The organism is Vibrio sp. 2132-1, assembly GCF_033344315.1.
This window is the reverse complement of sequence record NZ_JAWPON010000011.1, coordinates 77,675-95,398: the sequence shown is the minus strand read 5'-3', so window position 1 is coordinate 95,398 and position 17,724 is coordinate 77,675. Positions and strand designations below refer to the sequence as shown.

General features: G+C 47.0%; 16 protein-coding genes. 9 read left to right on the top strand and 7 right to left on the bottom strand.

From position 1 onward, the window contains the following. Positions 1–2 precede the first annotated feature (2 nt). Positions 3–494 (top strand): type II secretion system protein M, encoded by a 492-nt coding sequence (locus tag R8N47_RS14040; RefSeq protein WP_005383002.1) that lies wholly within the window; start codon positions 3–5, stop codon positions 492–494. 1 nt (position 495) lies between these two features. Continuing rightward, positions 496–1,257 (top strand): type II secretion system protein N, encoded by a 762-nt coding sequence (locus R8N47_RS14035; RefSeq protein WP_062730773.1) that lies wholly within the window; start codon positions 496–498, stop codon positions 1,255–1,257. A 292-nt stretch (positions 1,258–1,549) separates the two neighbouring features. On the opposite strand, the gene cysQ is transcribed toward R8N47_RS14035, so the two are convergent. The 4 genes from cysQ to R8N47_RS14015 all read right to left on the bottom strand — a co-directional run bounded on the left by cysQ (position 1,550) and on the right by R8N47_RS14015 (position 4,575). After that, entirely contained in the window at positions 1,550–2,377 is an 828-nt protein-coding gene (cysQ, locus tag R8N47_RS14030; protein ID WP_064353522.1) for a 3'(2'),5'-bisphosphate nucleotidase CysQ, read from the bottom strand. A gap of 44 nt (positions 2,378–2,421) precedes the next feature. Beyond that, positions 2,422–2,991: an ADP compounds hydrolase NudE gene (gene nudE / locus R8N47_RS14025; protein ID WP_005379309.1), complete on the bottom strand. Its 570-nt coding sequence runs from the start codon at positions 2,989–2,991 to the stop codon at positions 2,422–2,424. A gap of 176 nt (positions 2,992–3,167) precedes the next feature. Next, entirely contained in the window at positions 3,168–3,752 is a 585-nt protein-coding gene (nfuA, locus tag R8N47_RS14020) for a Fe-S biogenesis protein NfuA (RefSeq protein ID WP_005379313.1), read from the bottom strand. Positions 3,753–3,849: 97 nt separating this feature from the next. Next, the gene (locus tag R8N47_RS14015) at positions 3,850–4,575 is read right to left on the bottom strand and encodes an amidophosphoribosyltransferase (protein WP_054729114.1); all 726 of its coding nucleotides are present in this window, start codon (positions 4,573–4,575) and stop codon (positions 3,850–3,852) included. Positions 4,576–4,659: 84 nt separating this feature from the next. On the opposite strand from R8N47_RS14015, the gene bioH reads away from it, so the two are divergent. Beyond that, positions 4,660–5,427 carry a pimeloyl-ACP methyl ester esterase BioH gene (gene bioH, locus R8N47_RS14010; RefSeq protein ID WP_213913878.1) on the top strand — a complete coding sequence of 256 codons (768 nt, stop codon included), beginning with the start codon at positions 4,660–4,662 and terminating at the stop codon, positions 5,425–5,427. 124 nt (positions 5,428–5,551) lie between these two features. Continuing rightward, a complete protein-coding gene (locus tag R8N47_RS14005; RefSeq protein WP_005379316.1) occupies positions 5,552–6,016 on the top strand; it encodes a hypothetical protein in 465 nt (154 codons plus the stop codon). A 104-nt stretch (positions 6,017–6,120) separates the two neighbouring features. Here R8N47_RS14005 and R8N47_RS14000 read toward each other — a convergent pair whose 3' ends face one another. Continuing rightward, on the bottom strand, positions 6,121–8,442 hold the full coding sequence (locus R8N47_RS14000; protein WP_064353523.1) for a Tex family protein: 2,322 nt from the start codon (positions 8,440–8,442) through the stop codon (positions 6,121–6,123). A 229-nt stretch (positions 8,443–8,671) separates the two neighbouring features. Between R8N47_RS14000 and R8N47_RS13995 the strand changes: the two genes are divergently transcribed. The 5 genes from R8N47_RS13995 to envZ all read left to right on the top strand — a co-directional run bounded on the left by R8N47_RS13995 (position 8,672) and on the right by envZ (position 13,906). After that, a complete protein-coding gene (locus R8N47_RS13995; protein ID WP_115385662.1) occupies positions 8,672–10,552 on the top strand; it encodes a RimK/LysX family protein in 1,881 nt (626 codons plus the stop codon). Between the two features lie 117 nt (positions 10,553–10,669). Then, positions 10,670–11,161, top strand: a complete 492-nt coding sequence (greB, locus tag R8N47_RS13990; protein WP_053307281.1) for a transcription elongation factor GreB — start codon at positions 10,670–10,672, stop codon at positions 11,159–11,161. A gap of 105 nt (positions 11,162–11,266) precedes the next feature. Further along, positions 11,267–11,662, top strand: a complete 396-nt coding sequence (locus R8N47_RS13985; RefSeq protein WP_017635004.1) for a DUF1090 domain-containing protein — start codon at positions 11,267–11,269, stop codon at positions 11,660–11,662. Positions 11,663–11,791: 129 nt separating this feature from the next. Then, entirely contained in the window at positions 11,792–12,511 is a 720-nt protein-coding gene (gene ompR / locus R8N47_RS13980; protein ID WP_005379333.1) for a two-component system response regulator OmpR, read from the top strand. A 102-nt stretch (positions 12,512–12,613) separates the two neighbouring features. Further along, complete coding sequence (gene envZ, locus R8N47_RS13975) at positions 12,614–13,906, top strand: two-component system sensor histidine kinase EnvZ (protein ID WP_017820700.1); 1,293 nt, start codon at positions 12,614–12,616, stop codon at positions 13,904–13,906. Between the two features lie 71 nt (positions 13,907–13,977). On the opposite strand, the gene R8N47_RS13970 is transcribed toward envZ, so the two are convergent. Together R8N47_RS13970 and recG are read right to left on the bottom strand one after the other, a co-directional pair. After that, positions 13,978–15,366, bottom strand: a complete 1,389-nt coding sequence (locus R8N47_RS13970; protein WP_318070298.1) for a uracil-xanthine permease family protein — start codon at positions 15,364–15,366, stop codon at positions 13,978–13,980. Between the two features lie 232 nt (positions 15,367–15,598). Then, positions 15,599–17,680, bottom strand: coding sequence for an ATP-dependent DNA helicase RecG (gene recG, locus R8N47_RS13965; RefSeq protein WP_225452383.1), 2,082 nt, complete (start codon positions 17,678–17,680; stop codon positions 15,599–15,601). Positions 17,681–17,724 lie beyond the last annotated feature (44 nt).

Here is a 17,724-nt window from a genome sequence, read left to right as displayed (position 1 = left end):
TGATGAAAAATTTAATTTCTCAAGCTCAGGTTTGGTGGAGCAGCATCTCGCAGCGTGAGCAGCGTTTGGTCATGGGATGTGGCGCTATTGCCGTTATCGGTATTATTTATTGGGGTTTATTACAGCCAATGAGCCAACGTGCGGAGCTAGCTCAGTCACGTATTCAAAGCGAAAAACAGTTGCTAGCTTGGGTACAAGATAAAGCGGATGGCATCACTGCACTGCGAAAAAGCAGCGGTGTGAGCTACTCTAGTCAACCGTTGAATCAGTTAGTTTCTTCTTCAGCTCGTCGTTATAAAGTTGAGTTGATTAGAGTACAACCTCGTAATGAGAGCGTTCAAGTGTGGATCAAACCACTCGCGTTTAATCAACTAGTGGATTGGTTACGTTACTTGAAAGAGCAACAGGGTATTGAAGTCGAATTTTTAGATATCGACCGAACAGAGCAAGCGGGCATGATCGATGTAAACCGCCTTCAGTTTAAGCGAGGTTAAGGTGAAGCGAGCAGTACTTTACGTTGTTATCTTTATCGTCTTTTTTTCAGTCAGTCTTTTAATGGGATTACCAGTCTCTTGGGTATTACAACAAGCACCAACAGTGAGAGGCCTGGACATTCAAGGAGCCAACGGTTCGGTATGGCAAGGTCAAGCTTCTAGTATTCGTTGGCAGCGCCAGAACCTTGGAGAAGTTAATTGGGATTTCCAATGGTCGAGTCTACTGACAGGTAAAGCTGAGTTTGCTGTGCGCTTTGGTCGTGGTAGTGAAATGGACGTTCGTGGGCGCGGTTTTGTCGGCTATAGCTTAAGTGATGGCCCTTATGCCAAAAACTTAGTTGCCTCGATTCCGGCGGTAAAAGTTGTTGAGCAAGCGCGCCTCCCTGTGCCTGTTGGTGTTGATGGGCAGCTTGAGCTGAATATTCGTCATGCGACTTATGCTGCGCCTTGGTGTAAGAACGGTGAAGGCACTTTAGTATGGAATGCCAGTGGTATTCAAAGCCCCGTTGGCAGCTTAGATCTCGGTCCTGTGATTGCCGATATAAACTGTCAGGATAGTGTATTGACGGCAACTGGTGAGCAGAGCAGCAAACAAGTCTCTGCGGCGTTTTCCGCTGAACTGATGCCTAATCAACGGTACTCAACCAAAGCGTGGTTCAAACCTGGTGCAGAGTTCCCATCCAGCATGGGGGAGCAACTGAAATGGTTGGGTAAGCCGAATGCTCAAGGTCAATATGAGTTTAATTACCAAGGGCGCTTCTAACCTATCGTGACAAAATCCAATATCTTAAAAGAGCTGCTATTGTGCAGCTCTTTTTGCTTTTGGATCATCGTAAGCTAAAACCTCTATTCGCTGTACATTGGGAATGAATGGAAATTTAAAGCCATGATTTTTAATTGATTTGTTTTCTTTCGTTCAGCTTTACAGGCAATTGGAACATAGTAGGCCAAATACTCCAAGTGCTGTACAGAAGGTCAAAAAGAAAAGGCCACGAAGATATTCGTGGCCTTTCTATTGCTAGAATTTTGTGCTCTAAATTTTACCGATAGGGCGCTTAATCTTTGCGTTGTAAAATCTCATTCCAAGGTAAATCCGCATCACCAAGAACAATAAAGTTCGGGTTTTCTAGTGTTTCCCGCTCGTTATATGACAGCGGTTCTAATTGCGTGCTGAGAATACGTCCGCCAGCTTCTTCAACAATGCATTGTGTCGCAGCGGTGTCCCACTCACCTGTTGGACCTAGTCGGAGATAGCAATCTACCGCCCCTTCCGCGACGAGGCATGCTTTCAATGCCGCAGAACCGAGCGGTATTAAGTCGTAATTCCAGGCGCTGCTCATACGGTTAGTAATACGATTGATGTCTTGGCGACGACTAATAGCAATTGCGATGCTTTGCTCTGGCTGTTCGTGTTTGTGTGTATGGATTTTGACGCTGTCCGACATGTCGGGAATTTTCCAGGCGCCTTTGCCATTATAAGCGTAGTAAGTCACGCCAGATACAGGGCCGTAAACGACGCCCATGGTTGGTCGATTGTTGTCGACCAACGCAATAATAGTGGCAAAGTCACCACTGCGAGCGATGAATTCTTGAGTACCATCAAGAGGGTCGACTAACCAATAACGTTCCCACTGAGCGCGTTGCTCTAAGCTTATGTCTGCGTCTTCTTCTGACAACACGGGAATGTCAGGCGTCAGATCACTCAAGCGTTCAGTGATGAACTTGTGAGCTGCAATATCCGCACTTGTTACGGGAGTTTCGTCACTTTTGGTGTAGGCCTCGTATTGCTTCTTTTCATATATTTCGAGGATCATTTGCCCAGCACTGCGGGCAATGTCGATGACTTGAGGAAGTAGGTGAGATAGATCTTTTGTCATTGGCATAAGTGATAGTCCTTACTCACAGTGTTATTCGGTTCTAATGACCGTTATTGGTTATGCTTGTGAGTGGTGTTTGGTAAGTGTTTCAGTGCCAACATTAGCGCTGTGATGCTTCGTGCTTCACAGAAATCCATGTGAGTTAATAACTCTTCGGCTTGCGCAAGTGGCCAACGCACAATTTCCAGTGGTTCAGGCTCATCGCCTTCTTGCTTCTCTGGATAAAGCGCCTGTCCTAAAAATAGAGTCATTTTGCTCGAAAAGTAAGATGGCGCGAGGATAACTTGTTTCAACGGGGTTAACTGATTGCAGCCAAAGCCGATTTCTTCTTTTAACTCACGATCCGCAGCTTGGTGTGGTGTTTCTCCTGGGTCAATCAGCCCTTTTGGGAAACCTAGCTCGTAACGTTCAGTTCCAGCGGCGTATTCACGCACCAGTAATAAATCGCCTTGTTCTGTTACAGGAACCACCATTACAGCATCTCGTCCACTTGGCTTCATACGCTCATAAGTACGATGCTCACCATTGGAAAAACGAAGGTCGAGCGCTTCCACAGCAAACAGTTTGGATTTTGCAACCGTCTGGCATGAGAGTATCTCTGGTGGGGTTCGTTTCGGCATGACGCTGGCTCCTTGGTGTCGTTGGCGTTTACGAGATGCGTAAGATTCTTAATATATGAGAACTCCGCCTGAGTTTCTAGCGGATTTTACGAGTCGAGCTAAGCATCTCAGCATCACCTCAGTATCGATACAAAAATGGGAGACCGAAGCCTCCCATTTTCTGACAGTGTTTACTCTTAGTAGTAAGAGTGATCACCACGGTCATGTTCTGTTGCATCACGAACAGCGGTTAGTTCACCAATGAACTGGTTTAGCAGTTCTTTCTCGATGCCTTCTTTTAGTGTTACGTCAACCATAGAACAGCCATTACAACCGCCACCAAATGCAACAATCGCAACACCGTCTTCAGTGATCTCAACCAAGTTTACGTGACCACCGTGGCCAGCAAGCTGTGGGTTGACTTGAGTTTGGATAACGTACTCAACGCGCTCAACCAGTGGTGCGTCGTCCGCAACTTTACGCATTTTAGCGTTAGGTGCTTTTAGCGTTAGCTGAGAGCCCATTTTATCGGTAACAAAATCGATTTCAGCGTCTTCAAGGAATGGCAGGCTTAGCTCATCCACGTAAGCTGAAAAACCGCTGTAAGAGAGTTCAGTGTCGGTCGATTCTACTGCTTCTGGTGGGCAGTAAGACACGCCACACTCAGCGTTTTGTGTACCTGGGTTCACAACGAAAATACGAATGTTAGTGCCTTCAGGTTGTTGACCTAAAAGGTTAGCGAAATGCGTTTGCGCAGTTTCTGTAATAGTAATATTTGACACGACGAATACCCGAGTAAATTTGTAGGTTACTGCTGCTATTCTACTCTTGTTGACGTATGGGTCTAGTCTTTTTGATGCTAAGGCATGGCGAAGCGATCTAGAGAGAACGAGGAGCAGGTGTTCTGCAGATGCAGTAAATATCGATGCTTTCTACGCCAACTTCAAGTAGTAAATGACATAATTGTCGGACGGTACTGCCTGTGGTGACTACATCATCGACGATGGCAACATGGGAAGAGTGAGGGCGCTTATTGAGAATAAACGCGCCTTTTAAGTTTTGTTCACGGCTTGTTTTGGTATTACCACGCTGTGATTGGGCGAGCTTTACTCGACGAAAGACCTTCGCATCAAAATTAGTCTGCAATTGCTTGGCGAGGTGTCGGGCTAAAACATCACTTTGATTAAAACCCCGGCGCAGGTAACGCTGCCAGTGCAATGGCACACTGGTAATGATTGGAGCTGGCGTGGTGATGCGCTGTGCCAGTTGCTCGGTTAATGCTTTTACATGCCAAGACTCTCCGTGATCTTTAAAGCGTTGTACTTCCCGTGAAAGGGGAAAGTCGTAATCGCCTAACGTGTATAGCCTTTGCCATGGCGGTGGCTTTGAAAGACATTCACCACAAATACTATCCGTACTCATTTCTTCTTTCTGTAATGATAAACCGCAGCGTTGACATCGTTTCACCGGAGTTAGGTATTTTAAACAGTGCTCGCACCAGCGCAGAGTATTTGTGTGGCTTGGTGTTTGAATAGGGAACCGACACAGGCCGCATTGACTGCTCAATACGCGATGCATGATGTTTTGCCAGTGATGAGATAACATAGCGTTTATTCATGGTGATATTTTACTCAGCCTAACGCTTGGCTGAAGCCGTAGGGAATAAAATAAGTGGGAGAGATTGAGAGCATGAGCACGAAATTACACTGGCAGTCATTTGGTCAGGGACCAGATTTGGTGTTACTTCATGGGTGGGGCATGAATGGTGCGGTATGGCAGCAGACAGTCGAGTCTCTTCAACCTTATTTCCGAGTTCATGTGGTTGACCTTCCGGGGTACGGACATAGCGCCGAATCTCATGCCGAAGATTTAGACCATATTGCTAACTTGGTGGTGCAAGGTGCGCCAGAGAAAGCGATTTGGCTTGGTTGGTCCCTCGGAGGTTTAGTGGCGACGCATGTGGCATTAAATATGCCCGAGCGCGTGGCTAAGTTGATTACGGTTGCCAGCTCACCAAAATTTGCCGCAGAAAAACCGTGGCGCGGCATTCAACCGAATGTACTGAGTGCGTTCACCTCTCAGTTGCTAGAAGATTTCTCACTGACCATTGAGCGCTTTATGGCGTTGCAAGCGATGGGCAGCCCATCAGCGCGTAAAGACGTTAAACAGCTCAAGCAAGCGATACTATCGCGCCCTCAGCCAAACCCTGAATCGCTGTTGGTTGGGCTAAACATCCTTGCTGATGTGGATCTGCGCGATGCGTTGACGTCTCTTTCTGTTCCAATGTTGCGTCTTTATGGCCGTTTAGATGGGTTGGTGCCAATTAAAGTAGCTAACGATTTAAGTGAACAGTTGCCTCGTACCCAGCAGTTTGTTTTTAATCAGTCCTCTCATGCGCCTTTTATCACCGAACATGACGAATTTTGTGTTCAAATCCGAGAGTTTGCTCACGATTGAGCAAGTGCGAGCGGAAACACCTCAAGTTGTTTAAAAAGTGGTCGATATAAAGGCTGGTGAGGTTTTATTAGCCAATAAAGCTAAGCCATATTGACGAGTTGGGCGACTCTGAGGAGGGTTCGCAATGATTGTGTCACCGACCAACGTAAGTGTGCCACTGATCGCCCCATCCGTGAATGTGCAGACGGAACAAGCAGCTCGCGACAATAAAGTCCGAGAGCCTGTAACGCCAACGGTCGCATTGGCCAAAACCAATGCAGAGCGAAAAGTAAAAGGTGATGACAAGCGCCGACGTCAGTCTTCTTGGGATCCTTCAGAGCATCCTGATTATGATATGGAAACGGAAGTCGACACGCGTTATCAAGAAGAGCCGGAAGATACACTAGAACGGCTTTTTAGTTTGCTTGCGCTCAAATCGTATAGTGAAGACCAGGGGAAAGGCTACGCGATCCGCTTTCGCTTACCAAAGCGCATTTTGGATGCTGCGATCAATGAAGGATTAATGGAAAAGCGCAGGAAGGTGATCAAGTTTCATTATGGTCATGCAGTCGCTCCCCATACCCCGTCAGAAGTGATAGCAGTATTATGACGACTCAATATCCTACTCAAACAAAAACGCTCCAAGCAGGTTGACTGATTGGAGCGTTTTCTTTTTAGTTATGAAAGCTCGTTAGCGGTGAAGCCTAGGTAAGGTTACTTTTTCGCTTTAGCAAACGCTGCAGCAAACGCACCGCCCATCGCGCTGTTCGATGACGAATCATCACGGCGAGGCTGACGACGCTGCGGTTGGTCATTACGACGTGGCGCTGCTGATGAGCGTTGGCTGCGGTTGTCTTGACCCGGTTCGTCGTTCATACGCATCGATAGACCAATGCGCTTACGCTGCACGTCAACTTCCATCACTTTCACTTTGACGATGTCGCCCGCTTTCACCACTTCACGTGGGTCAGACACATAACGATCTGTCAGTGCAGAAATATGCACAAGACCATCTTGGTGAACGCCGATATCAACGAAGGCACCGAAGTTGGCTACGTTAGACACCACGCCTTCTAGAATCATGCCCGGTTCCAAGTCAGATACCGAGTTTACACCTTCTGCAAACGTCGCCGTTTTGAATTCTGGACGTGGGTCACGACCCGGCTTATCCAGCTCTTTGATGATGTCTGTAATGGTTGGAACGCCAAAGTTATCGTCGGTGTAATCGACCGCATGCAGACCTTTAAGGAAGCTTGAATCACCAATCAGTGCTTTGATATCTTTGTTGTTCTTCTCAGAAATCGCTTTGACTACTGGGTACGCTTCTGGGTGAACCGCAGACGCATCAAGTGGGTTCTTACCATCCATAATACGCAGGAAGCCCGCACACTGCTCGAATGCCTTAGGACCCAAGCGAGGTACTTTTTTCAAGGTTGTACGAGCTTCGAAACGACCGTTTTCATCGCGGAAGTCGACAATGTTTTGCGCGATAGTGCTCGACAAGCCTGCTACGCGTGTTAATAGTGCGGCAGAAGCGGTGTTCACATCAACACCAACCGCGTTTACACAGTCTTCCACAATCGCATCTAGGCGTTTTGCTAACATAGATTGGCTTACATCGTGCTGGTATTGACCCACACCAATAGATTTCGGATCAATTTTCACGAGTTCAGCCAATGGATCTTGCAAACGACGTGCAATCGACACTGCACCACGCAGTGATACGTCCATATTCGGGAACTCTTTTGCTGCAAGCTCAGACGCTGAGTAAACCGAAGCCCCCGCTTCACTTACGATGATCTTCTGAACTTTCAGGTTGCCACGTTTGATGACGTCTGCGACAAAGCTGTCGGTTTCACGTGAAGCCGTACCGTTACCAATCGCAATCAAATCCACATTGTACTTACGCACCAACTGATCAACGATTTGTGCTGACTTGTCGTATTGTTTTTGTGGTGGGTGAGGGTAGATGGTTTCGGTGGCAAGCACTTTACCTGTTGAGTCGACAACCGCGATTTTTGAACCTGTACGCAGACCCGGATCTAGGCCAAGTGTTGCACGAGGGCCAGCCGGTGCTGCCATCAACAAGTCTTTTAGGTTAGTGGCGAATACTTCAATCGCTTCGATTTCAGCGCGCTCTTTCATTGCGCCCATTAGCTCGGTTTCCATGTGCATCGATACTTTGATGCGCCATGCCCAGCTGATCACTTGCTTACGCCAGGTATCCGCCGGTGCGCTGCTTAGCGTCACGCCATAATGATCGGCGATAATCGTTTCGCAGTAAGACTGATGAGCGCCTTCTTCCTGTTCTGGATCAGCGTTCATTGCCAATGTCAGGAAGCCTTCGTTACGGCCGCGTAGCATCGCCAGTGCGCGGTGCGATGGCACTTTGCTTAGGGGCTCGTTGTGGTTGAAGTAATCTTTAAACTTCTCGCCTTCTTGCTCTTTGCCTTCAACGACTCGTGAGACCAGTTCCGCATTGCGATTTAAGTGGTTGCGAATTTTTTCCAGTAAGTTTGCGTCTTCTGCGATGCGCTCCATGATGATCGCGCGAGCGCCATCCAATGCAGCTTTGGTGTCTGCGATGCCTTTGTCTGCATCAAGGTATTTGCTTGCTTCGCTTTCTGGCTCGGTTTGTGGGTGATTCCAAAGCTGATCTGCGAGCGGCTCAAGACCAGCCTCAATCGCGATCTGACCTTTCGTACGACGCTTGGGTTTGTAAGGTAGGTATAAGTCTTCAAGACGAGTTTTGCTGTCTGCCTGCGCGATCTCTTGTTCTAGCTCTGGCGTCAGTTTGCCTTGCTCTTGGATTGATTTGAGGATGGTTTGACGGCGATCATCCATTTCACGAAGGTAAGACAGACGACTGTCCAAAGTACGAAGCTGGGTATCATCAAGGCCCCCTGTCACCTCTTTGCGGTAACGTGCAATAAAAGGGACAGTGTTGCCATCATCAATTAGGGTGACAGCGGCGTTGACTTGCTCTGGGCGAACATTCAGTTCTTGAGCAATCATGCGACAGATAGCTTGGCTCATCCGTGTTTTCTCTTTTAATTCGGTTTTGGTTGTATAGAACATTGGGGTCGTTCGAAGAATTTGCAATGTTTTAAATTAACGAGGCAAAAATTTACCGGGCGCTGGTGGACATCAGTCAGATTTATGTCAAAACTGTAATTAAATTGAGAACTTATATCCGCAGTTATCGACTAACCTAATTCCACGGTTGTTGATATCACTAAATGTACCTCGGCTTATACGGATAATCATGATGAAAAAAATGTCTTTGGCGTTAGCGCTTACGAGTGCCTTACTTGTCGCCCCGCTTAGTTGGGCGCAGTCTATCTCAGGAACCACACAAGCTCCCGTTTATCAGCTCGATAACAAATTGGTACTAGGGCGTGTGGAGAGCGTCTACTACAGTGACATTCCGGAACTAAAAGCGGTGCCATTTATTGGCAAGATTGATACTGGTGCAGATACGACATCGATGCATGCGGAGAATATCCATGTCAGTAGCTCACACCCAGATTACCAAGATTTGAAAGATAACGAGTTACTTTGGGCGATTGTCGATGACTTAGGTGGTACGAAGGCAAAGTGGGACGCCGACAGCTTTAAGCCATATCAAGTAAAGGTTAGCTTTACGGTTCCTCACCCTTATACAGGGAAGGAAATACAGATTACCGATGATCTGGAAAGAGTGAGCGCGATTCGCAGTCGAACAAGCAAAAAGCCCATCCTACGCCCGACAATAAAAATGCCGATGACAATCGCTGGTCACACCGTTGATACGGAAGTGAACCTGACCAAGCGTACGCAATTCTCTTCTCCTATCTTGATTGGTAAAACCTATCTCGATGATAACGCATGGGTCTTCGCTGGTTACGATTACCTTCAAGAACAGCCACGCGCAAAAATGATTGGCAAAAAAGAGACGGTTGAAGTCGAAGGTGTGCCATATAAGATCAGCATCTCAACTTCTAGCCGTTATACCAACGTCCATGCACTGGACATCAAGGTAGACAAAAAGCATAACGAAGTCTCTTTTATGTTAGAGGGCGAGAATGGCAAGCGTCATCCAATGACATTACCCTTGGTACGAATGCTGAAAACGACCAAAAGCGAGCGCCCTTTAGTCTATTTACCCGTCAAAGTCGGCGAAAATGAAACTCAACGTTGGTTGGTGTATCTGCGTGATCGCAGTAAGTTCAGTTCGCAAATTCGCTTAGGTCGGGACGTCGCGAGTCAGCACTTTGTTATTGATACGGACAGAGAAAATCTATTGGGTGGCGTAGAAAAAACGTTCAAAAGCGCACTCAAATCAAAACCTCTTGTCGTTTCACCAGAAGAACAGGTCACCATTGATGGTTATACCGTCCCTGCTTACCCCACTTTTACTGTGAAAACGCCATTACTGCGTGTAAATGGGTTTGAAGTAACAGAAAAAGGTAAGGATGAGTCCGTCACGTTTTATTTAATGAACGATGAGGGAAAAGAAGAAAAAATCACCAAACCAGTGTTGAAAAAGCTCAAGGTTGGCAGCGCGGTGCGCCCTGTTGTTGAAGGAGACTTTCTTCTCGGTAGGAAAGACACATCAATGAAGTTTGCGCTCGATGTGCTTGATGAGGGTGACACTCAACCCTTTTTCGTGTTTGGTCATGACATAGCCAAGGGTGGTGTGTTGCTGAACACTCGCGCAGACCATCTACTAGATGCAAGACCACTTTTCAAAGCTGGCCATATCGAAGTGGCTGAAGTTGAGGGGATGTCTTTCCCTGTGAAGTTAGACACGGGTGCAGATGTAAGCTCAATCAATGCTAAGAACATCAAGCAGTTTAAGAAAGACGGCAAAGACATGGTGAGCTTTATCTATGAGAACGATCTTGGCATGAAACAGGCGTTTACTAAGCCTGTTGTTGATGTCATGCGTATTAAAGCGAAGAAAGGCGAGAAAGCGAACGTACGCCCTGTGGTTGAAATGCATGTTAAGCTTGGCGAATTAGAGAAGAAGATCCGAGTCAACTTACAGGACCGAGGTCGCTTCCATTACAGCATGATTTTAGGTAAAAACTTCCTAAAACATGGCGCGGTTGTTTCGAGTGATACGAATTACATCGTGACGCAAAAACCGGATTACGAAAAGTAACACTCTGGCCGCCTTATCACCTTGATACCCAAAGCCTGAACAACATTGGACCTTTGGGTATATCATCTCCTTAATGCTGCCAAAGAGCAGCATTTTTTAGTTGAGATAGGAGTTAATTTGAAAACTAAGCTGATTACACGAGAAGGTTACAACAAACTCAAACAAGAGCATGATTACCTTTGGAATGAAAAGCGCCCGGAAATCACCAAGATCGTTACTTGGGCGGCGAGCCTGGGCGATCGCTCAGAAAATGCGGATTACACCTTCAATAAACGTTTACTCCGTCAGATCGACCGTCGTGTCCGCTTCCTTCGTAAATTCCTGCCAGAAGTCACGATCGTTGACTATTCTCCGCAACAAGAAGGCAAAGTCTTTTTTGGTGCATGGGTGGAAATAGAAAATGAGGCAGGAGAAGTGAAAAAGTTTCGTATTGTCGGGCCTGAAGAGATTTATGGCGATGCGAAAGACTACATCTCTATCGATTCACCTATGGCGCGAGCGATGTTGAAAAAACAAGTGGATGAAGAGTTCACGGTACGCACCCCAGAAGGTGAAAAAGAGTGGTTCATCAACTCAATTGAATATATTCAACCGGCCTCGGAAGACTGAGGCTTTATCACCGATTCAAGTCTCATGAAGTTCACTAGGAGTGACTTGGGTCTCAACGTCAGAATATTTGGTATAAAGGCATGGTGCCTTTCTCGGAGAAGTAAAATGAACAAAGCAGTCATGTGTAGTGCTGCACTAACAATAGGTTTCTCACTTTCAGTTTTTGCTCAAGATGAAGTGAAAGGCTGTGACGCTAAAGAGTTAGCGGTAGAGCAGCAGCTCGAGTATGCAAAAGCGCAAGGTAATGAGCATCGCATTAAAGGCTTGGAGCAAGCACTTTCCGCTATCCAGAATGAATGCTCGGAAGGTGAGCTGCGGCAAGAGCTGCAAGCAGAAGTGGAAGAAAAGACTAAAGAAGTTGAGGAGCGAGAGGAAGAATTAGTCGAAGCTCAGCATTCAGGGAAAGCAGACAAAATTGAGAAAAAACGTCACAAGCTGGCTGAGGCACAGCAAGAGCTGCTTGAGGCCAAGCGTGAACTGGAATGGAATTATGGTCAATAGTAGGTGCTGAAAATACCTGCTAGAGAGAGAATAAAGCGCTTAAGATAAAAAGAGTAACAATTTGCTTGAGCACGTTAGGAAAAACAGTGATACATTTTCGACAATAGACGCTTCTGAAAGGATGTTTCAATGCAAGAAAATCATAAAATTTTAGTGGTTGATGACGATGCTCGTTTACGTGCTCTATTGGAGCGTTACCTTTCTGAGCAAGGTTTTCAGGTACGAAGTGTCGCCAATGGCGAACAGATGGATCGCCTACTAACGCGCGAAAACTTTCACTTAATGGTGCTGGACCTAATGTTGCCAGGTGAAGACGGTTTGTCAATTTGTCGTCGTCTACGCCACGCGAACAATATGTTGCCAATCTTAATGCTCACCGCGAAAGGTGATGAAGTGGACCGCATCGTAGGTCTTGAGGTAGGGGCGGATGATTATTTGCCAAAACCGTTTAACCCACGCGAATTGTTGGCTCGCATCAAGGCCGTATTACGCCGCCAAACTGTAGAGTTGCCGGGTGCACCAAGCACGGAAGAAAAAGTGGTGGAGTTCGGGGAGTTCCGACTCAATCTAGGCACTCGCGAGATGTTCCGCGGTGACGAGGCAATGCCACTCACCTCTGGAGAGTTTGCTGTTCTAAAGGCGCTCGTGATGAATGCACGTGAGCCAATGTCACGAGACAAATTGATGAACATGGCGCGTGGCCGTGAATATTCTGCAATGGAACGTTCTATTGACGTACAAATCTCACGTTTACGTCGCATGTTAGAAGACGATCCGAGCAAGCCGCGCTACATTCAAACCGTATGGGGCCTAGGTTATGTTTTCGTCCCAGACGGCAAAGAGGTGTAACCTCTTCACTCCATAGCCAGCACTTGGCTATAGCAACTTCAGCCTTCATTACCTTCCCTTTGAAGGCTGAAATTTCGCGATTAGGACCACTAGGAACGTTCCATGCGCATCCGAAGTTCACTGACACAATCTATTCTGCTGTTCATCTCTTTGCTTCTCGCGAGCCAAGTTTTCTCTTACTACGCCGTTTTTAACTACGCGTTGATGCCGAGTTTGCAGCAGTTCAATAAAATTCTCGCCCATGAGCTCAATTTGGTGCTTGATGATGAAGGACCTTTAAAGTCTGATGCACCGTTAAGGCGTCAATTATTAGAAAGATTAGGGGTGACGGTTCACAGCCTTGACAGCGATAAGGCGATTGAATTTCATCACGCAATGTCGATTGATTTGATGTCTGAAGAAATGAGCCAAGAGCTGGGTTCGCCTACAGAAGTACGCTTATTGCTTGGCGATGAAAGTTACATTTTGTGGATGCACATCGAAAAGTTGCCGAACTCCATCATTCGTATTCCGTTATCTGAGCTGCAAGAAGAAGATTTTGCACCGCTGTTTCGTAACAGTTTGATTATGGCGCTGCTGATCATTGCAGGTGGTTGGTTGTTTATTCGTTTGCAAAACCGTCCACTTTTGGCTTTAGAGAGAGCCGCGAAAGACGTCGGTCGAGGTGAGATCCCGCCCCCCTTAGCAGAGAAAGGCGCATCGGAGATTCGCTCTGTAACTCGAGCCTTTAATCAAATGTCGAAAGGTATTCAAGAGCTAGAAGAAGACCGAGCCTTATTAATGGCGGGGATTAGCCATGACTTACGAACGCCTCTGACGCGTATTCGCCTAGCGACAGAAATGATGTCTCCTGAGGACAGCTATCTTGCGGAGGGGATCATTAGCGATACGGAAGAATGTAATGAGATCATCAGTCAGTTTATGGATTATCTCAAACCGGTGAACCAAGAATCGTTTGAAGCGGTTGATATCAGTACGATTGCCAGTGACGTCGCCAGTTCTGAAGGTGGTTATGAGGTTGAAATTGAAACAGATCTTAATCTTAACTTGCCGCCAGCCAAAGGAAGCGCGATTGCGATTAAGCGGGCGATCAGTAACTTAGTTGTGAATGCGCTACGTTATGGCAATGGCTGGGTCAAAATCAGCACTGGTGTGACAGCAGATAAGCAGCTAGTGTGGATTTCAGTAGAGGACAACGGACCGGGTATCGAGCATTCCCAAATCGCGAGGTTATTTGAACCCTTTACGCGTGGTGACACCGCTCGCGGTAGTGAAGGCACTGGGCTAGGGTTGGCGATTGTGAAGCGTATAATCAGCCAACATTCAGGCTCTGTGGTGATGCGTAATCGTAGTGAAGGCGGTTTAATCGCTCAAATCAGCTTTCCTACCAAGTAAGTCGATGGCCTGCACCCTTTAAACAAAAAGCCCAACCTAAATAGGTTGGGCTTTTCTTATTCTCAATAATCTTAAGACTCTTTCACTTCCTGAGGAAGTTCATCTTCGTCTTCCAGTTTCTCTGGCAGAAGTAGATTTAAAATGATCGCTGTGATGCCACCTGCTGCAACACCAGTTGAGAAAATACTCTTAATAAATTCTGGCATAAATTGCAGGATCTCTGGTTTTTGTGCGATACCAAGTCCCATTGAGAAGGATAAGGCCATGATCAGAATTGCGCGGCGATCGAGCTCAACACGAGAGATAATACGCACACCAGCGGCAGCAATCGTACCAAACATGACAATCGTTGCGCCGCCAAGTACTGGCTCAGGAATCAGCTGAACAAAGCTAGCGACGCCAGGAAACAAGCCAAGAATCACTAACATGCCAGAAATAAAGTAACCCACGTAGCGGCTCGCGACTCCTGTTAGCATGATGATGCCGTTATTCTGGCTAAACGTTGAGTTCGGGAAGCTGTTGAAAACGGCTGCGATTGCAGAGTTTAAGCCGTCTGCTAACACACCGCCCTTAATGCGTTTCATGTACACTGGGCCTTTTACTGGCTCACCAGACACTTCAGATGTTGCGGTAATATCACCGATGGCCTCTAGTGCGGTAATAAAGAAAATCAGTACCAGCGGAATGAACAGAGACCAGTCAAACGATAAGCCATATTGCATTGGTACGGGCAGTGCTACGATCTCGGTTGCGCCTAGCTGAGAAGTATCTACCATCCCCATAAAATACGCCATGATGTAACCCACTAGCATCGCAATCACGATTGAAGCCACACGGATGTATGGGTTTTTCGAGCGGTTTAAAATCACAATTAACCCAAGTACCGTCCCAGCCAGAGCAAGTTTGTCTAAGCTGCCGAAGGTTCCTTCATTTAATGCTGCGTAGCCACCGCCCATTGATACTAAGCCGACTTGAATCAGTGTGAGACCGATAAGAGTGACGACGATGCCTGAAACAAGCGGAGTGATGATTCGGCGGGCATGCTCCAACACGCGAGATAGGAAAATTTCTGCAAATGATGCGACTAAAATCGTACCAAAAATGGCAGCCATCATGGTGCTGATGTCTGCTCCACCGGCTTTCAGCGATAGGCCTGCTCCAATAATAGGACCTAAAAAGTTAAAGCTGGTACCTTGAACAGAGAGCAAACCAGAGCCAATTGGGCCAATGGTGCGAATTTGAATAAACGAAGACACGCCTGACGCAAACAAAGACATGCTGATGATGGTATTCGTTTGGTCTGCTAGTACACCCAAAGACTGACAGATGATCAGTGACGGAGTGATAACCGCGACGAACATCGCCAATAAGTGCTGAAGTGCGGCAAAAATGGTTTGAGGCAAAGGTGGTCGATCGTTGAGTTGATAGACCAGTTCCGAAGATCGGTTTGAAGTTGTCATTGTTTGTCTCGCTAGTCGCAATATTTCCCTAGTTCTCGCTGAATGGGAGAGCAGGGTGGAGTTGACGTCGTTACCTGTGATTGCTGTTAATCAGAGTCAACTCAGGTTGGTGGAGTGTGATCTAACACACTTAAAAATTTGTGCGCGATTATAGAGAGATTTACTCAAAAAGCAAACGTTTGCTTTGTTTTTGGCGTATTAAAAAACGAGCCATTTGGCTCGCTTTCAATCATTACGCTTTGGAGTAAATATCCCGCTCACCCAACCAGCGATCGATAATCGCTGTTGCGTTAGTCGGGTAATTGTCATGAATATGACGCGCAATACGCTGAACTTCGGGAATCAGGCGTTGATCTCGAACTAAGTCTGCGATTTTGAAATCAGCAAGACCTGTCTGCTTTGTACCCAATAGTTCTCCAGGGCCACGAATTTCTAGGTCTTTCTGCGCAATGACGAAGCCATCGTTACTTTCACGTAGTACTCCGAGACGTTTTTGCGCGGTTTTTGACAGCGGAGAGTGGTACAGCAGTACACAATGGCTAGCAACGGAACCTCGGCCCACGCGACCTCTTAACTGGTGTAATTGTGCCAAACCAAGACGTTCAGGGTTTTCTATGATCATCAAGCTAGAGTTTGGTACATCCACACCAACTTCAATCACTGTCGTTGCGACCAGCAAATGCAGTTTATTGTCTTTGAAATCTTGCATCACCGCTTGTTTCTCTGCCGGCTTCATTCGTCCGTGCACTAGACCAATTTTTACGTCCGGCAGTTTACGTTGAAGCTCTTCTGCGGTATCTGCCGCGGCTTGCGCTTCTAATACTTCCGACTCATCAATCAGGGTACACACCCAATATGCCTGCTTGCCTTCGTTTAAGCAGGCATTTCGGACACGCTCGACGATGTCGTCACGTTTTGTATCTGGAATGGCAACGGTTTGAATCGGCGTTCGACCCGGTGGTAGCTCGTCAATCACGGAAGTTTCCAGATCGGCGTAAGCGGTCATCGCTAAGGTGCGAGGAATAGGCGTCGCCGTCATGATCAACTGATGTGGATAAGCGCCTTGTTTTGCACCTTTTTCACGCAATTCTAATCGCTGATGGACACCGAAGCGGTGCTGTTCATCAATGATGACCAAAGCAAGGTGATGAAATTCAACGTGCTCTTGGAATAGCGCGTGAGTACCCACTACCATTTTTGCTTCACCACTGGCAATACGAGCCAGCTCGGCTTCCTTTGCCTTACCTTTGAGTTTGCCCGCTAACCAACCGACTTGAATACCCATTGTTTCAAACCAGTTTGCGAAGTTGATAGCGTGTTGCTCGGCCAATAGTTCGGTTGGCGCCATGAGTGCCACCTGATGGCCATGCTCAATGGCTCTAACAGCGGCCAAAGCGGCAACCAACGTTTTCCCCGAACCAACATCGCCTTGCACTAATCGCATCATTGGGTGCGGTTTTTCTAGATCGGCTTCAATCTCTTGTACTACTCGGGTTTGAGCGTTTGTAGGAGAGAAAGGCAGTTGGGCTAAAAGCTGCGTTTTTAGTTTATTACAAGGACCGAGAGGTAGCGCTGAATCCTTCTGACCTTTGCTACGCACCGCTAGCATCGATAAGTTTTGTGCGAGCAATTCTTCCATGATCAAGCGGATTTGGGCAGGATGTTTGCCTTCGTCAAACTCATCTAAATTAATGGTTGGTGGTGGGCGATGAATGGTGTGCAGCGCTTGCGACATCGTGATTTGATGGTCATACAACCCCGCTGGAAGTAATTCCTGCACTGCGGTTTTATCAAGCAGGGCTAAAGCTTGTTCGGTAAGGTTGCGCAATGTGATTTGGCGTAAACCTTCTGTAGTGGGATAAACAGGAGTTAAGCTCTGTTCTACATCGGGCTTTTGCTCGCTGACGTAAAACTTGTAGTCAGGATGAACAATTTCCAAACCCATGCCACCGCGCTTAATTTCACCGTAAGCATGTACTAACTTACCTTGCGTGAAATTGTTCTTCATGGCTGCGGTAAAGTTGAAAAAGCGCAGCGTGATAGTGCCATTACCGTCGCTGATTTTTACCGTTAGCATTTTGCGCTTACCGAAGATGGTGTCGACTGCCATGACCTTACCTTGCACTGCCGCCCAAAGGCCAGCATGCAGTTTGGCAATAGGGTAAATACGAGTACGATCTTCGTAGCGTAACGGAAGGTGAAACAGCAAATCTTGAACGCTATGTAAGCCAACTTTGGCGAGTTTTTCTGCGACTTTCGCGCCAACTCCAGAAAGGGAGGTTAATGGGACGGCAGATAACATTTGGGCGGACATAGAGGGCTCAAGAAAATGGTTAACATAGCAGTATGTTAACCATG

Bases quoted from the DNA above. Each gene is read 5' to 3' on its own strand.
- R8N47_RS14040 (WP_005383002.1), top strand. From the start codon at position 3: ATGAAAAATTTAATTTCTCAAGCTCAGGTTTGGTGGAGCAGCATCTCG.
- cysQ (WP_064353522.1), bottom strand. From the start codon at position 2,377: ATGCCAATGACAAAAGATCTATCTCACCTACTTCCTCAAGTCATCGAC.
- nudE (WP_005379309.1), bottom strand. From the start codon at position 2,991: ATGCCGAAACGAACCCCACCAGAGATACTCTCATGCCAGACGGTTGCA.
- R8N47_RS14015 (WP_054729114.1), bottom strand. From the start codon at position 4,575: ATGTTATCTCATCACTGGCAAAACATCATGCATCGCGTATTGAGCAGT.
- bioH (WP_213913878.1), top strand. From the start codon at position 4,660: ATGAGCACGAAATTACACTGGCAGTCATTTGGTCAGGGACCAGATTTG.
- R8N47_RS14005 (WP_005379316.1), top strand. From the start codon at position 5,552: ATGATTGTGTCACCGACCAACGTAAGTGTGCCACTGATCGCCCCATCC.
- R8N47_RS14000 (WP_064353523.1), bottom strand. From the start codon at position 8,442: ATGAGCCAAGCTATCTGTCGCATGATTGCTCAAGAACTGAATGTTCGC.
- R8N47_RS13995 (WP_115385662.1), top strand. From the start codon at position 8,672: ATGATGAAAAAAATGTCTTTGGCGTTAGCGCTTACGAGTGCCTTACTT.
- R8N47_RS13985 (WP_017635004.1), top strand. From the start codon at position 11,267: ATGAACAAAGCAGTCATGTGTAGTGCTGCACTAACAATAGGTTTCTCA.
- ompR (WP_005379333.1), top strand. From the start codon at position 11,792: ATGCAAGAAAATCATAAAATTTTAGTGGTTGATGACGATGCTCGTTTA.
- envZ (WP_017820700.1), top strand. From the start codon at position 12,614: ATGCGCATCCGAAGTTCACTGACACAATCTATTCTGCTGTTCATCTCT.
- R8N47_RS13970 (WP_318070298.1), bottom strand. From the start codon at position 15,366: ATGACAACTTCAAACCGATCTTCGGAACTGGTCTATCAACTCAACGAT.
- recG (WP_225452383.1), bottom strand. From the start codon at position 17,680: ATGTCCGCCCAAATGTTATCTGCCGTCCCATTAACCTCCCTTTCTGGA.